Origin of the sequence: Pseudomonas sp. BJa5, assembly GCF_030272875.2 — a bacterium.
Lineage (GTDB): Bacteria > Pseudomonadota > Gammaproteobacteria > Pseudomonadales > Pseudomonadaceae > Aquipseudomonas.
The window spans coordinates 25,923-41,724 of record NZ_JALRNG020000020.1 but is presented as its reverse complement, the minus strand read 5'-3'; the positions used below and the strand labels follow the sequence as shown (position 1 = coordinate 41,724).

Below are 15,802 nucleotides of genomic sequence, written 5' to 3'. Positions count from 1 at the left end.
CGGCCGTTTCACGGCCGATCGCAGCCTGTCGGCAGCTCCCACTGCACCCTGGCAAAGCCAGCAATCCCGGTTGGAGCGGGCGCAGCCCGCGATAGCCTTCACCCGATTCAAAGCCAGACCGCATCCCAATGCGGGTAATCCCCGACCCGCGAAACCAGCCCTGCCCTTAACGGGTTGGCGACGATGTACCGTGCCACGGCCGGCACATCGTCTTCCCGACGCAGGGCCCGGTCATGGTATCCCCTCTGCCATAAGCGGCCATGTCGTTTACCGGTCCTGTTGATCAGGCAGGTGCTGCGGCATTTCATCCGGCGCATCAAGGCGTCCAGCGTGTTGCTCTGCAGTTCGACCAGCCAATGCAGGTGATCGGGCATCAGCACCCAGGCCAAAGACCTGGCCAGGGTGCAGTGTTGGGCATCGCGCAATTGCCCGACAACGATCCTGGCCAGGTGCAAGTCAGTGAAAACAGGTTGGCGATGCTCCACCGTGGTGGTCAGCAGATACACCTGGCCCGGGATTGATACCCGGCCGCGGCGCAAGAGGTGGGAGGCTGGACGGTCCATGTCGTGCTCCTTGAGGGGGAGTTTTCAAGGTAGCTGTGAAAGGCTCGGTGGGTGGCGGGTTAATGGCACCTCATGTTTCCGGATTGCGGCCGCTGCGCGGCTGATCGCAGGCTTCGCCAGCTCCCACACCAGGACCGGGACATGTCAAGAACCCTGTAGGAGCTGGCAAAGCCTGCGCTGAACTGCACAGTAACCCAGGGCATGCCTGAAACCCTTGTGGGAACTGGCGAAGCCTGCGATGGACTACACAGCAACCCGGGGCATGCCTGAAACCCTTGTGGGAGCTGGCAAAGCCTGCGCTGAACTGCACAGTAGCCCAGGGCATGCCTGAAACCCTTGTGGGAGCTGGCGAAGCCTGCGATGGGCTGCACAGCAGCCCTACGCCTGACGCTCCCGCCAATCCGCCACAATCCCCTCCTCCAACGCAATCACCTGCGCGGCAATGGTCCGTCGCTGATACCGCGGCGCCTCAGGCGAGGTCGCCAGCCACAGCATCACTTCGGCCGGCACCTGCGGCGGCGCTATCCCGGCACGCAAGGCAATCACGCCCTTGTCGCCGATGGTCGCCTTCAGCGCTTCGGTACTCACCACGCCAGGGTTGAGGGTATAGGCACAGATGCCCCGCGCCCCCAACTCCACCGCCAGCACCCCGGACAAGCGCGACACCGCCGCCTTGCCCGCGCCATAGGCATAGCCCCAGCCGCCCTTGTCGGCCGCCACCGGCGGGTCGCTCTCGCCCGCCCCGGAGGTGACGTTGATCACCACGCCACCACCCTGCTCGAGCATCTGCTCAGCCACCGCCCGGGTCAGCAGGAACGGCGTCATCATATAGCCCTGGAACACCCGCTCCAGGGTCTGCGGCTGCAAGTCGAGGAAGCTGCTGTTGAGGTCGCGGCCCTGGTAGATGGCGTTGTTGATCAGCACGTCGATGCGCCCGTACTCGGCGATAACCCGGGCGCAGGCCGCCAGCGCCGAAGCGCTGTCGAGCAGGTCCATGGGCACCACCAGCACGCGCCGCCCCAGTTCACGGATCGCTGCGGCTGTGCTGTTCAAGCTGCCGGCCAACGGCTCACCCGCCGCATCGCGCAGGGCATGGTCGTGCTGTTCGCCCTCGTCGACGGTGCGGGCGCTGATCGCCACGTCGAAACCGGCGCGGGCAAAGGCCAGCGCCGCTTCACGGCCGATACCACGGCTGGCGCCGGTGATGAATGCCACTTTGTTCATGGGCTGTCCTTCTAGAAGCGTTGCGGGCGGACCATGGCGTCCATGCCGCCGTCGATAAAGACCACGCTGCCGTGGATGAAGGCCGCCTGGCTCGATTGCAGGAAGGCCACCAGCGCAGCGATTTCCTCCGGGCGACCGCTGCGGCCCAACGGGGCGACGAATTCGCGTACCGCCTTGCCGAACCGGGCATCGTCCAGCGAGGCCTGGTGCAGCGGGGTTTCCACTGCGCCCGGGGCCACCACGTTCAGGCGAATGCCCCGCTCGGCCCAGGGTTTGGCCAGGCGGCGTACCTGCTGGGTAATGGCGTACTTGGAGCAGGCATAGGCGACATGGGGCTGGGCGAGGTTTTCAGCCAGGGCGCAGGCGCCGGCCTCGTCCCCACCGAGCATCAGCTCGGTCATGGGTTGCTGTTCGGCACCGGCCTGGGTCGAGGCCACCGAGCCGATCACCAGCGCCGCCGGGTTGTTGCCCTTGGCCAGCGCGCCGGCGAGGCCGTCGAGCAACTGGCTGACGCCGAAGTAGTTGACCGACAGGATCAGCCCGCAGGACGGCGCGGTGACGCCGACCCCGGCGCAGCAGACCAGGCCGTCGAGCACGCCGTTGCACTGTTCGAGCACCGCGGCCGCGGCCGCTTCACGTCCCGATGCAGTGGAGAGGTCGGCAAGCACCTCGGCATTGGCGCGGTCGATACCGATGACCCGGTGTCCGGCGGCACGCAACACGGCACTGACCGCAGCGCCGATACCCGAGGCGCTGCCGGTGATAGCTGTAACTGGCATAGTGAGTCTCCATGGAAGGTCCAGGCAGTATCCTCAGCACGATGCCGCATCGGCATCGTCCGGGCGGACTACGCCTGGCGACGGGTCGCCAGGGTCAGGGGCGGAACCTGCACCCGGGACTTTTCCACGACCTTGAGGTTCACCTGCGGCTTGCCCAGGGCCACCACGCTGTTGAGCAGGATGCGCACCAGCTCCGTCTGGCGCCGTACGCCGGTCTTGGAGAAGATCGAGCGCAGGTGGGCACGGGCGGTGTTGCGGCGGATGTTCAGGCTCTCGGCGGCTTCTTCCAGCGACAGGCCGTTGGCCAGCTCCATAGCCAGGGCGGTCTCGGCCTTGGTCAGGTTGAACAGCTGCTTGGTCACCACTTCACTGGCCTGCGACTTGCTGGCCGCATCGCGGATGTACACCAGGGCGGCCGGTTTGCCCTTCTCGTCGGCCCAGTCCAGTGACGGAATGGGCTCGACCACCAGGCCCAGGCTGACCTGCCCGGAAGGCCGGGTCACCGACATGGCCTCGGCGCTCTTGGCGGTGTTCTCGGCGAACGCCGAGCGAATCAGGCGCTGCAGCTCGCGGTTGTCGCTCGGGTAGGTGGCTTCCAGGCGCCCGCCCACAAGCTTGAGGCCGTCGCCGCCGGCGAGTATGCCCTGGGCCACCGGGTTGATCTGCAGCACGCTGCCGCACTCGTCGAGCACCAGGGTGGCCACCGACAGGCGGCTGATGGCCTGGGCGTAGAGTTCGTTCAGCGACTCGCTGCGATCGAGCAGGTTGTGGATGTTCAGGGCGCGGCGCAGGTGCGGCAGGAACATGGCGCACAGGGCCCGGTCGTTGACCGAGAAGCTCGGCGCCGATTTGGCCCGGGTCACGCGAAAGCGCAGCTTGCCGCCATCGGGGGTGGAGATGTCGGACCCCATCACGTGGTACACCCCTTGCGGGCCGCAGTGCATCTTGAAGTAGGCGCTCTGCTCCCACTGGGTGGCGGTCATGATGTCGTCGACGGTGAAGACGTAGTCCAGCGGCTGGTTGGCGAACGGCGTGTTGGTCTGCGGGTAGGCCATGTAGATGACCTCACCCTCGCCTTCGATGTCGCCGGCGACGATCATCACGCCCATGTCGGGCTGGTCGGGCACACGCAGGATCAGGGTGACGTAGTTGGCCTGGAACACCTCGCGCATGTTCTCGAGGATGCTGGCCATGGGCTTGGGGTCGAGGGCGCCATCATAGATGTCGCCCACCATACGATCGTAGTCGGCAAGGTTGAGGCCGAGCTCGGCCAGCGCCTGGTGGGTCAGAACCGGATTTTCCACAGTCTTCTCCTTGCACGGACAGGCAATTGGCCTGTCCTTTTTATTGTTATTGTTTCGCAGGTGTGGCCTGGGGCCCGCTCGCCAGTCTCCTGTCTGGCTATCGCCGCGGCAATAGGCGTTAGATGTTAATTTTTGTTTCAGCATGCATCGGCGATGGACGGTGCTCCACCACAGGTGCGGCAGGTACCAACCGACGCCCGCGGTTGAACCAGGCGGCCAGTGCCGGCAGCAGGAAAATCGCGCCCAGCACGTTGACCAGGAACATGAACGACAGCAGCACGCCCATGTCGGCCTGGAACTTGAGCGGGGCGAAGGCCCAGGTGATCACCCCGATGGACATGGTCAGGGCGGTGAACACCGCCGCCGTGCCGCGCTGGCACATGGCCTGGTAGAAGGCCTCGCGCAGGTCGGCGCCGGCGGCCATCTCGTGCTGGATACGCTCGTACAGGTAGATGCCGTAGTCGACCCCGACACCGACGCCCAGGGCCATCACCGGCAAGGTGGCGACCTTCAGGCCAATGCCCAGCAGCGCCATCAGCGCGTTGCACAGGATCGCCACGATCGCCAGCGGCACCAGGATGCACAGCACGGCGCGGATCGAGCGGAAGGTCAGCCAGCAGAACAGCGCCACCGAGCCGAACAGAGCGGCGAGCATGAAGATCTCGGCGTGCTTGACCGCCTCGTTGGAGGCCGCCATGACGCCGACGTTGCCGCCGCCCAGGTAGAAATCCAGCTCCGGGGTGCGGAGCTGTTCGATGATGCGTTGCGCTTCACCCAGCACATGGCTGAGGGTGGCGCCCTCGTGGTCGGTGAGGAACACCAGGATCTGCATCTGCTGGCAGGCGTCGGTGACCAGCCCGTCGTCCGGCATATAGGCCCGCGCGCCCTGGCTCAGGCCGCGTGCCGACCCCGGGATCGCCGCCCAGCGCGGGTTGCCTTCGTTGTTGCCGGCGATCACCACCTTGCCCTTGCCGGCCACGCTCTGCACCGACTGCACGCCCTTGACCGCGCGCATGCGAAAATCGAAGGCTTCCACCGCGCGCATCACCGCAGGGTCCAGGCAGCCTTCCTCGATCCCCTTGACCTCGACGAACACCGAGAGCACGTCCAGGCCGATGGAATAGCTGCTGACGATCTTGTGGTTGTCGAGGTTGTAGCGCGAGTCATCACGCAGCTCCGGCGCACCGGCACCGATATCGCCCACCGCCAGGTCCCGCGCCTTGTAGGCACCGGCTGCCAGCAACAGCAGGCTCAAGGCGAACACGCCCAGGGCCGGACCGGGTTCGGCCAGTGCCGACAGCCGCCACCACAGGCGATGACGACCGGTGCCCTGGGCCCGAGCGTGTTGCAGCACCGAAGGCTCCAGGCGCAGGTAGGCGATGATCACCGGCAGCATCAGCTTGTTGGTGGCGATCATCAGCATCACCCCGATGCACGCGGTCACCCCCAGTTCGTGGACGATGGGAATGTCGATCAGCATGATCACGGCAAAGCCCAGGGCGTTCATCAGCAGCGCCAGGGAGCCAGGTATGAAGATCTTGCAGAACGCCCCGTGGGCTGCCTGCACCGAATCGCGCCCGGCCAGCACCTCCTGCTTCCAGGCGTTGGTCATCTGCACGGCGTGGGACACGCCGATGGAGAAGATCAAAAACGGCACCAGGATCGACATCGGGTCGATGCCCAACCCCAGCAATGGCAACAGGCCCAGCAGCCAGACCACCGGCAGCAAGGCCACCAGCAGCGCCACCAGGGTCAGGCGCCAGGAGCGTGAATACAGCCACAGCAGCAGGCCGGTGATCAGGAAGGCGATGACGAAAAAGCCGATCACCGTGTTCAGGCCTTCGACCACATCGCCCACCAGCTTGGCAAAGCCGACGATGTTGATTTCGATCTGCGCGTTACTGTAGCGGGCGCGGATGTCTTCCAGGCGCCTGGCGACCTCGGCGTAGTCCACCGGCTTGCCGGTCTGCGGGTCGAGGTCCTGCAGGTCGGCACGGACCATGGCCGACTTCAGGTCGTTGGCCACCAGCCGGCCGATCTGCCCGGAGGCCGCGGCATTGCTGCGCACCTGGGCCAGGTCGCGGGCCGAGCCGTCGAAGCGTGGCGGCACCACTACGTCGCCGAAGAAGCCTTCTTCGGTGATTTCGATGTAGCGCACATTGGCGGTGAACAGCGAGGTCACGCTGGCGCGATTGACCCCGGAGATGAAGAACACCTCGTCGCTGACCTTGCGCAAGGTATCGAGGAACTGCGCGTTGTAGATATCGCCCTCGCCTTTCCAGCGCACGCTGACCAGGAAGCGGTTGGCGCCGGTGAAGTACTGGCTGAAGCGCAGGAAATTGACCATGTACTCATGGCGCACCGGAATCTGCTTGCTGAAGCCCGGGTCCAGTTGTGTGTGCGTGGCGCTGTACCCCAGGCCCAGGCTCAGCAGCACGAACAGCGCCAGCAGGCCCTTGCGCCAGGCCATCAGGCCATCGGCGATACGTTCGACACTGCGTGTCGCCCAGCTTTTAGCATGATTCATTGCCGTCTCTCACTTGCCGAGGGCGGCAACGCTGCCACCGGATTCCTGGAACACCCCACGCTCGCCGCCCACCAGCAGGCGCGAGCCGATCATCACCGCCGAGGTCAAGGTGCCCAGGCCTGCCAGGCGGCCGACATGGAGCAACTGCCCCCGGGCATCGAGCCGCACCAGCGAGCCGCCGGCGCCGACGATCAACAACCCACCCTGCCCGGGCAGCAGCACATGGCCGTACAGCGGCAGCTGGTTGCCGATCGGCAACTGGCGCCAGCTGTCGCCGAAGTCATGGCTGACGAACACATGGCCGCGCATGCCGTAGCTGACCCAATGCTCATCGCTCAGGCGCACCACGCCGAACAGCGAGCCGCTGTAGAACGCCGGCAAGGTCTGCCAGTGCTGGCCGCCATCGCGACTGCGCATCACCAGGCCCTGCTCACCGACCAGCATGCGCCGACCATCGGCGCCGCCATCCAGGCTGTTGAGGTGAGCGCTGTCCACCTCCAGGGCCAGGGCGCGCCAGTTCAGGCCGGCATCGTCGGACTGGTAGAACTTGCCGAAACTGCCATAGGCCAGCACCCGCTCGCCGCCGGCGGCCCAGGCACCGAGCAGCGGCTCGCCCAGTTCATTGTCATGACGCACCTCCTGCCAGTGGCTGCCGCTATCCGTGGAGCGCAGGATCCAGCCGTCGTGCCCGACTGCCAGCAGACGCTGCTGGCCGAGATCGACCAGGGCGGTGAGCGCCACATTGCGCTGCGGCTGGACGGTCGCCGACTGCCAGCTCACGCCCTGGTCATCGCTGACCAGGATGCTGCCGCGCTCGCCGGCGGCCAGCACCCGCTCGCCGACCTTGAGCAAGGCATTGATCTGCACCCGGTCGGTGCGCAGCGGTTCCTCGCCGGGCAGCGGGACAGGACGGGGGGCGAAGGCGTAGCCGATGGTCAGGGCCACCACCAGGCACACCAGGTAACCGATCAACGAGCGCATGGGCATGGCTCCGTTGCTGGGCGGGGGGATACAAGGACATTCATGCGGCCGATCCTCTTGTTCTACTTGCGCGCCCGCGCAGGCTGCGCGGGGCGTGACGGGGCATTGCCTGCACTCGATACTCAGGGTTGGCGGGGTTGGAAACATCGTCCAAATGGCTTACGAATGGTGGGAGCGGGCTTGCCCCGCGATAGCGGTTTGTCAGCCCCTTTGCATCGCGGGGCAAGCCCGCTCCCACCCAAGGCAGGTCTCAAGCCTGGTAGAGAATCACCAGGTCATTGATCACCGACGGCCGCTCCTGGCCCAGCACATGGGTGTGCAGTTCCAGGGTCAGTTGGGTGCCACGTGCCTGCACCTGCACTGCCTTGACCCGTGCCCGGGCATGGATCCGCGCACCCGCCGGTACCGGCGCCGGGAAGCGCAGGCGGTCGGAGCCATAGTTGATCTGGGTGCTGTAGCCGGTGATCTCGAAGCCCAGCGCCAGTTTCATCCGCGACTGCAACACCTGCACCAGCGCACCATGGGCGATGGTGCCGCCAAACGGGCTGCTCAGCCGGGCCTTCTGCGGGTCGGTGTGAATCCAGTAGTCATCCCCCGACAACTGGGCAAAAGCATCGATCAACGCCTGGTCCACCAACACGCTGTTGCTCCAGTCGCTGAACTGCTCGCTGACCAGCGCCTGCAAGCCCTCGGCATCGTCCAGGGCGACCTGCAACGGCGCCGGGCCCGACGCGGCCACCGGCTCACTCGCCTCGAAGGCCGGTGCCTCCAGCGCCGCAACGTCCTTGTCCAGGCCGGTAAAGCGCAGCAGCCGGTTACCCTTGGCATCGACCTCGGCGAACACCGGTTGCAGGCGCATGCCGATCTTGATCTCGTCTTCGTCCAGCCCCACCAGGTTGGTGTTGATGCGCACCCCCTGGTCAAGCTCGACCACCGCCAGCTTCTGCGGCATTTCATCAGCAAAGTCGGGCAAGGTGGCGATGCGGGTCACGGTGTAGCTGTACAAGGTTGCACCGCCGTCGACCGCGCGCCAGCTCAGGTCATGGGCCAGGCACGCCGGGCAATGCCGGCGCGGGTAGAACAGCCACTGCGCACAGGCATTGCACTGCTGGACCAGCAGGTTGCGGGCCTTGAGCCCTTCCCAGAACGGTGCGGAAATCTCGGTGGCCAGCGGCATGGGTTTGTTGTTGGACATGGTCTCAGGCTCCCTGCAGGATCAAGGCGCCCTGCTCGCTCATCACGCCGCCGGTACCGGAGACGTAGACGTTGTCGCAGCGCGTCAGTTGGCGTTCGCCGGCCTGGCCGGCAATCTGGGTGACCGCTTCGATCACCTGGGACATGCCCCCGGCGGAACCGGCCTGGCCGAAGCTGAGCTGACCACCGTGGGTGTTCATCGGGAAGTCGCCGCGCCAGGTCAGGTCGTGTTCGCGGACGAAGGCCATGCCCTCGCCCTTGGCGCAGAAGCCGGCGTCTTCCAGGGTCAGCAAGGCGGTGATGGTGTAGCAGTCGTAGATCTGCGCCGCATGCATGTCACCCGGCTTGAGACCGGCCATGGCGAAGGCGCGCTGCGAGGCCGGGCCGATCGGGGTGTGGAGCATGTCCTTGGCATAGGACGGCGACTTGAACGCCAGGTGCTCGCCAAAGCCTGTGATGAACGCCGGACGCTTGCGGGTACGCGCCGCCACCTCGCGGGAGGTGACGATCAACGCCGCGCCACCGGCCACCGGCATGACGATTTCCAGCACATGCAGCGGGTCGGCGACTTTCTTGCTGGCCAGCACCTGCTCGATGGTCAACGGCTGGCCGAAGAACATCGCCTGGTCGTTGGCCTGGGCATTGAAGCGCTGGTCGACGGCGATCTTGGCCATGGCCCGCGGGTCGTAGCCGTACTGGGCGGCATAGCGCTGGGCGATCATGGCGTAGCCGGTGTTCTGGCCCATGTGCCCATAAGGCAGGTCGAACTCCGCCTCCGGCGCGCCATAGGCGGTGCTGTGCCCGCCAAAGCGCATGGCCCGGGCCATCCAGGCCGGGTCTTCCTCCGGCCCGAACGGCGCCATGCGCGCCGGCAGCACGCACAGCACCGCCTGGCACAGCCCCAGTTCGATGGCCGCCGCCGCGCGCCAGACCATGCCCACCGGGGTGCAACCGCCAAGGTCCACCACTTCGGCGAAGTTCAGTTGCAGGCCCAGGTATTCGGCGGCCATGGCCGGCACGAACACCGACGCTTCGTGAAAGTGCGGGCCGTTGATCACCAGCCCGTCCAGATCCTCGGCACGCAGCCCGGCGTCGGCCAGGGCCCGCGCCGCGAGGTCAGCGACCTGCTCCAGGTGAAACATGCGTGGTGCGGTGGCGTACTTCTCAGGCTTGTATTGCGCAGTGCCGACGATCGCGGCCTGTCCTTTGAGTCCCATAAGTCCCCCTCTTGCAACGGTTTAAATGAAGATTCGGTAGGAGCGGGCTTGCCCCGCGATTGCGTGCTACCAGTCACATCGCATCGCGGGGCAAGCCCGCTCCCACAGCACTCAGAAGGTGTATTTCATCGAGAACGTGGCGTAGTCACGGTCGGCGAACGGCCGCTTGACCGGGTCCGGCGAGCCCAGGTAGCCGACCATGGTCAGGGCCACTTCCAGGTTGCTCAGGTACTTGAAGGTGGTGCCGACGCTGTAGCGTCGGTCGCCCTGCACCCCGGAGATGCTGCCGGCCATGGGTGTCGAGCCACTGAACACGTTGGAGAAGCGCACCGGCACCTCCAGATCCCAGCCCTGGAAAACCCCCGGATAACTGAACGAGGCGCCGAGGGTGTAGGCGCTGGCGTCCTGGCTGCGCCAGGCGGAGCTGGTCTTGTAGGTGAAGTCATCGGAATCTCCCACCAGTGGCGCCAGCGACGGCAACAGGTTGACGCCCTGCAGATTGGGCGCCGCCGAGGCCGACTCGACGCTGTCGGCGCGTACATGAATGATTTCCGCGGTCAGCGTGGTCTGGCTGGCCCAGGGGCGGTCGCCGAGGATGCGCATGGCCGAGACCTGGAACTGCTGGCCCTTGCCCTTGGCCGGCACCGGGCCGAGGCCTGTGTTGACCATGATCGGCGCGCCGTCGCGGTACGACCATTCGGCACCGATCTGGGTCTCGCCCAGCTTGGTCGACAGGCTCAGGCCGGTCAGTTTGATGTCTTCGAAGTAATTGATGCGGTAGCCGTTAGTGGCGAAGGCGAACTGGCCATTGCCCAGGGGCACGGCGTTGTAGCCCACCAGCGCGGTGGCCGGGTTCTTGTCGTGGTAGTTGACATGGAACAGCGCCAGCTCGATGGCCGGTATCGGCCGGTAGCGCACCTGTACGCCCCACTGGCCGCTGTCGCGGGGCTCGTCGGTGCCGCGGTACGGCACGGTGCCGGTGGCGGTGCGGATGAACTCGCGACCCGGCCCGACCACGTCGCTGCTCGACAGGTAGCTGCCCACCGGCGGCAGTTCGGTACCCTTCCACTCGTACTGCACATAAGCACCGAAGGTGACCTGCGGGTTGATCCGGTAGGAACCGGAGAACTGCCCCACCGGCAGCAGAACTTCCTTGACCTCGACCCCGGGCTGCGCCGCCTTCACCGCATCGGAGGGGTTCTGCACGCCGTTGACCCCGGGGTAGTACAGGCTCTCGCCCCAGGACTCGATATGCTTCCCGGCCTTGACGTCGAGCATGGTGTCGTTGTCGAAGCGCCAGCCACCGAACACATAGGCGTCGAGCAGACGGCTGCGACCGCCGCTGTAGTAACGGGTGCGGCTGGTGAACTCGTCGTTGTCACCGCTCTTGTTCACCGTTTGCGGCGAATCGTTGTCGTTGTCCTGGTGGTAGACGTCATCGTAGAAGGTACTGGCGCGCAGCACCGCGCCATAGTTGTCCTGGCGCAGGATCATCTCGCCCAGGGCGCCGATGCGGTTGGTGGTCAGGCTGCCCTGGTCGAAGTTGCGGTTGGCATCGTCGGCGTTGAGGGTCATCAGCCGGTCGCTGGGCTTGCCCACGCGCACGCCCATGCCGTAGCTGGTGGTCACCGACCAGTCGAGGGTCGCGCCGTTGTCGAACTCGATGGTTTCCCCCGACCAGGCCGGCGTCGCCGCCAGTGCCACGGCCAGCGCCAGGCCGGTGGCCTGGAAGGCCTGCGCATCCAGGCCAGTACAATTATTGTTGTTCTTGTCGTTCACACTGACTCTCCTCTAGGGCAACCGCAAAGGCCGCCTGGACTGTTCACCAAGACCGGGACACCGGCGTGCTCAGAACACCCGCTGCGGGTCGGGGGCCACGGCTTGCGCCGGAGCGCGCCGATACCGCCGCAGTTCCCCGTGTTCTTCGCGCACCAGGGCGCCTTCGCTGATGAGGTAGTTGGCATGCGCCAAGGTTTCACCCAGGGCCATCAGTTCGTCGAAACGACCCGACAGCCTGGGAAACAGCACGGCCATCAGCTCGAGCGCGGTACGCGGCTCGTCGCAGCTGGCCAGCATTCGCTCCAGGTGGCCCTGGTGGTGGACCTGCAATTGCGCCAGGCGCTGGTGCAGGTTGAAGAACGGACGCTCATGGGCCGGCAGCACCAGCACGCTGTCGGGCACGCTGCGCAGGCGTTCGAGGGAATCCAGCCAGTCGCGCAGCGGGTCGGCCTCGGGCTCGGTGGCCTGGACGCCGACCGTGGAGGTGATGCGCGGCAGCACCTGGTCGCCGGAAATCAGCAGGCCATCCTCGGCGGCGTACAGGCAGGCATGCTCGGGCGAGTGGCCGCTGCCGATCAGCACCTGCCAGCGCCGATCTCCGATCTTGAGCTCGCTACCCTCGCGCAAGCGCCGAAAGCCCGTGCAATTCAGTGGCCGAAAATGCTTGTTCTGGATCGCCCCATGGAACTCGCCGGCCTGCTCGAGGCTGAAGCCGGCCTTGCGGTAGAAGTCGACAAAGGCCCAGGCCGGCGGCGCCTCGTCCGGCACCTGGACGTGCAGGCTGCGAAACTCGGCGGCGGTCATGTACAGCGGGCAGTGGAAACGCTCGGTGAGCCAGGCCGCCACCCCGGCGTGATCGCTGTGAAAATGCGTGCAGATCACCGCCAGCACCGGCTGGCCCTGGAACACCTCGGCAAACACCCGCTCCCACACCGCGACGGTCTGCGCGGTGTTCATGCCGGTGTCGACCACCACCCAGCCGGCCTCGTGGCGCAGCAGGTAGAGGTTGATATGGTCGAGGCGAAACGGCAGCGGCATGCGCAGCCACAACACACCGTCGGCCACTTCCAGCACCTCGCCGCTGGCCGGCGGCTGCGCCCAGGGGTAGCGCAGGCCGTCGCGCACCTCGGCGTCCCCGCCGTTCATGCCGCACCCCCGGCGAAGGGTTGCAGGCCGGCGCGTTGCAGCACCTCCGGCGAGTACGGCTGATAGCTGCGCGTGTGCTCATCGCGGATGTACAGCGGGTCCTGGCACGCCTCTGGGCAGTAGCCCTGGCGCTGCAGGTCGACCTTGCGCAGCTTGAAGGTGCTGGTCAGGTCGGCCGCGGCGCTGACCCGCACGAACACCGGCGCCGCGTAGCGTGGCAGGGACTGCTCGGTGAGGGCATAGAAGGCCTCGGGGTCGAAGCATTGCCCTGCCTGCATCAGCACCGCCGCCATGCCGGCGCGGCCTTCGTGGCCGGGCACCTGCACGCCGTAGATATTGATCAGCTCAAGGCCCGGCAGGTCGCCCAGGGCATCGGCCACTTCCTGGGTCGAGACGTTCTCGCTCTTCCAGCGGAAGGTATCGCCGATGCGATCGACGAAGTAGCAGTAGCCGTCGCGGTCCTCGCGCAGCAGGTCGCCCGAGCTCCAGTAGGCATCGCCTTGGCGGAACACGTTGCGGCGAATCTTGCCTTCGCTGGCTTCAGCCGAGGTGTAGCCCTCGAAACGCCCGCCGCCGATGTCCGGGTGATCGACGATAAAGCCCATGGCCTCGCCCACCTCGCCCACTTCGCACAGCTGATAGAAGCCCTGCGCGTCCCGTGGATGGCAGTCGTTCTCCACGTCGTAGCGCACCAGACGCAGGTTGGTGCGGCTCCAGTCCGGCACCCGCCCGCAGGAGCCGGCGTAGTTGTCGACGTTGATCAGGTTGGCATTGGCCTCGGTGGCGCCCCAGCCTTCGAAGATCTGGATCGGCCCGAAGCGCTCGACCCAGCGCTGCCAGGATTCCGGGGTCAGGCCGGCGCCGAGCATGCAGCGCAGGCTGTGCTCACGCTCGCCTTCGACCAGCGGCTGGTTGAGCAGGTAGCGGCAGATTTCGCCGATGTACTGGAACACGCTGATGCGCTGCTGACGCACATCCTTCCAGAACTCGCGCACGCTGAACTTGCGCCGCACCACGATGCTGGCACCGGCGCGCAATGCCGTGGAGGTCACCGAGGTCGCCGCCGCGCCGTGGTACAGCGGCAGGCAGCAATAGAACACGTCTTCGCAGGTGGCTTTGAGCGTCACTTCCATCACGTCGCCCGACGACAGCCAGCGCATGTGACTGTAACGCGCTGCCTTGGGCAGGCCGGTGGTGCCGGAGGTGAAGATCAACAGGGTCGGTGCCTGGGCCTCGATGCCGGCGCGCATGTCCCGTGGGAAGGCGCTGGCGGGGGCGCTGTCCAGGCGCGCGGCAAAATGGCCGTCCACCCCCTTGGGCAGCGCTGCATTCCAGGGGTTCTCGGCATCCGGCACCAGCCAGTAGGACAACGCCGGCAGCTCGTCGCTGGCCTGCAGGTTGGCCAGGCATTCCTCGCCGACCACCACGGCCTTGGCGGCGGTGGTCTCAAGGGCATGCTGCAGGGCGCGTCCGTTGACCTGAGTGTTGATGAAGGCGACCACCACGCCGAGCTTGACCAGCCCGAACCAGGTGCAGAAGAATTCAGGACGATTCTCCATCAGCAGCGCGCAGACATCGCCGGCGCGCAGGCCCTTGGCGTAGAAGGTGTGGGCCATCTGGTTGGCCCGGGCGTCGACCCGGGCATAGCTGTAGGGCTGCCCGGCGTAAATCAGGAAAGGCCGCTCGCCTTGCGTGCGCGCCTGTTCTTCGAAGCGGTCGGCCAGGGTGTAGTGATCCCGTGGCTTGATCTGCGCACTGGCGGCGGCGCGCTGGTCGAGCAGCGCCTGGGTCTGCTCGCGGGGCACCACCACGCCGGGCATCAGGTTGGCGTTTTGAATCGAGCTCATGGCGTCACCTCCAGGCTGGCGGTCTGAAAGGCCGGATAATCCGAGTAGCCGCGCGCCCCCGGGGTGTAGAGGGTGTGACGGTCGAAGCCGGCCAGCGGCAGGCCTCGCTGCAGGCGCTCGACCAGGTCCGGGTTGGCGATGAAGTGCCGGCCGAACGACACGGCATCGCCCTCGCCCGCTTGCAGCGCGGCCCTGGCCGACTCGCCGTCGAAGCCGTCATTGAGGATCAGGCCGCTGCTGTGGTGCTGGCGCGCCAGGGCGAAGGCATCGAGCCCCGGCAGCGGCGAGCGCATGATGTGCAGGTAGGCCAGGCCCAGCGGCGCCACGGCTTCGCACAAGGCCGCCGCGGTGGCCGCCGGATCGGCGTCGTCGATGTCGTTGTAGGGGTTGCCCGGGCACTGGCGATAACCGACGCGGCCGGCGCCGATGGCCGCCGCCATGGCTTCGAGCACCTCTTTGGCAAAGCGCACGCGGTTGGCCGCACTGCCGCCGTAGGCATCCTCGCGACGGTTGCTGCCAGAGGCCATGAATTGCATCGGCAGGTAGCCACTGGTGCAGTGCAGCTCGACGCCATCGAACCCGGCTTCACGGGCATTGATGGCCGCCTGGCGATAGTCGCCGATCACCTCGGCGATGCCGTCCAGGGTCAGTGCCTGGGGTTCGTCGGTATCGACCATGCCGGCCACATCGGTGAACAGCCGGGTGCCTGCGCGCAGCGCCGACGGCGCCACGGTGGCTGCGCCCCGGGGCTTGTTGTGATGGCTGGCGGCGCGGCCCACGTGCATCAGTTGCAGCACGATGCGCCCGCCGCGTTCATGCACCGCGTCGGTCACCTGGCGCCAGGCCGCCACCTGCTCGCGGCTGTAGATCGCCGGGGTGCGGCAGTAGCCCAGGCCGCTGGCCGAAGGCGCGGTGCCCTCGGCGACGATCAGCCCGGCACTGGCGCGCTGGCGGTAGTACTCGACCATCTCGGCGCCAGGCACGGCATCGCTGCCGGCACGGCTGCGGGTCATCGGCGCCATGACAATGCGGTTGGCCAGTTGCAGGTCGCCCAGACGCAGCGGCTCGAACAAGATGCTCATGTCAGCTCCTTCACTTCTTGGAAATTCCCGGCTATGCCAGAATCGCGCTGCACGGCGGCAGGGATCGCGCAATGCCGGAGATGGGCCGAATGATTGACCCGGGGCTGTCACGAAACATCGTCCGTCAAGACTAGATTTTCAGCACAGGGGCGAGGTGTT

General features: G+C 66.5%; 12 protein-coding genes. All 12 read right to left on the bottom strand.

Annotation, left to right across the window (positions count from 1 at the left end):
- Positions 1-107: 107 nt before the first annotated feature.
- A complete protein-coding gene (locus M2D63_RS13455) occupies positions 108-563 on the bottom strand; it encodes an REP-associated tyrosine transposase (RefSeq protein WP_285863413.1) in 456 nt (151 codons plus the stop codon).
- 378 nt (positions 564-941) lie between these two features.
- Entirely contained in the window at positions 942-1,787 is an 846-nt protein-coding gene (locus M2D63_RS13450; protein ID WP_285863412.1) for an SDR family NAD(P)-dependent oxidoreductase, read from the bottom strand.
- A gap of 11 nt (positions 1,788-1,798) precedes the next feature.
- Positions 1,799-2,566, bottom strand: coding sequence for an SDR family oxidoreductase (locus M2D63_RS13445; RefSeq protein ID WP_285863411.1), 768 nt, complete (start codon positions 2,564-2,566; stop codon positions 1,799-1,801).
- A 68-nt stretch (positions 2,567-2,634) separates the two neighbouring features.
- Positions 2,635-3,870: a helix-turn-helix transcriptional regulator gene (locus M2D63_RS13440; RefSeq protein WP_285863410.1), complete on the bottom strand. Its 1,236-nt coding sequence runs from the start codon at positions 3,868-3,870 to the stop codon at positions 2,635-2,637.
- 118 nt (positions 3,871-3,988) lie between these two features.
- The gene (locus M2D63_RS13435; protein WP_285863409.1) at positions 3,989-6,397 is read right to left on the bottom strand and encodes an RND family transporter; all 2,409 of its coding nucleotides are present in this window, start codon (positions 6,395-6,397) and stop codon (positions 3,989-3,991) included.
- A 9-nt stretch (positions 6,398-6,406) separates the two neighbouring features.
- The gene (locus tag M2D63_RS13430) at positions 6,407-7,378 is read right to left on the bottom strand and encodes a YCF48-related protein (protein ID WP_285863408.1); all 972 of its coding nucleotides are present in this window, start codon (positions 7,376-7,378) and stop codon (positions 6,407-6,409) included.
- Positions 7,379-7,628: 250 nt separating this feature from the next.
- Entirely contained in the window at positions 7,629-8,573 is a 945-nt protein-coding gene (locus M2D63_RS13425) for an OB-fold domain-containing protein (protein ID WP_285863407.1), read from the bottom strand.
- A 4-nt stretch (positions 8,574-8,577) separates the two neighbouring features.
- Positions 8,578-9,789, bottom strand: coding sequence for a thiolase family protein (locus M2D63_RS13420; RefSeq protein WP_285863406.1), 1,212 nt, complete (start codon positions 9,787-9,789; stop codon positions 8,578-8,580).
- 111 nt (positions 9,790-9,900) lie between these two features.
- Positions 9,901-11,568 carry a DUF1302 domain-containing protein gene (locus M2D63_RS13415; RefSeq protein ID WP_285863405.1) on the bottom strand — a complete coding sequence of 556 codons (1,668 nt, stop codon included), beginning with the start codon at positions 11,566-11,568 and terminating at the stop codon, positions 9,901-9,903.
- Between the two features lie 69 nt (positions 11,569-11,637).
- The gene (locus M2D63_RS13410) at positions 11,638-12,714 is read right to left on the bottom strand and encodes an MBL fold metallo-hydrolase (RefSeq protein ID WP_285863404.1); all 1,077 of its coding nucleotides are present in this window, start codon (positions 12,712-12,714) and stop codon (positions 11,638-11,640) included.
- The gene (locus tag M2D63_RS13405) at positions 12,711-14,561 is read right to left on the bottom strand and encodes a long-chain-acyl-CoA synthetase (protein WP_285863403.1); all 1,851 of its coding nucleotides are present in this window, start codon (positions 14,559-14,561) and stop codon (positions 12,711-12,713) included. Before M2D63_RS13405 ends, M2D63_RS13410 begins: the two co-directional genes overlap by 4 nt.
- Entirely contained in the window at positions 14,558-15,643 is a 1,086-nt protein-coding gene (locus M2D63_RS13400; RefSeq protein WP_285863402.1) for an alkene reductase, read from the bottom strand. Before M2D63_RS13400 ends, M2D63_RS13405 begins: the two co-directional genes overlap by 4 nt.
- Positions 15,644-15,802 lie beyond the last annotated feature (159 nt).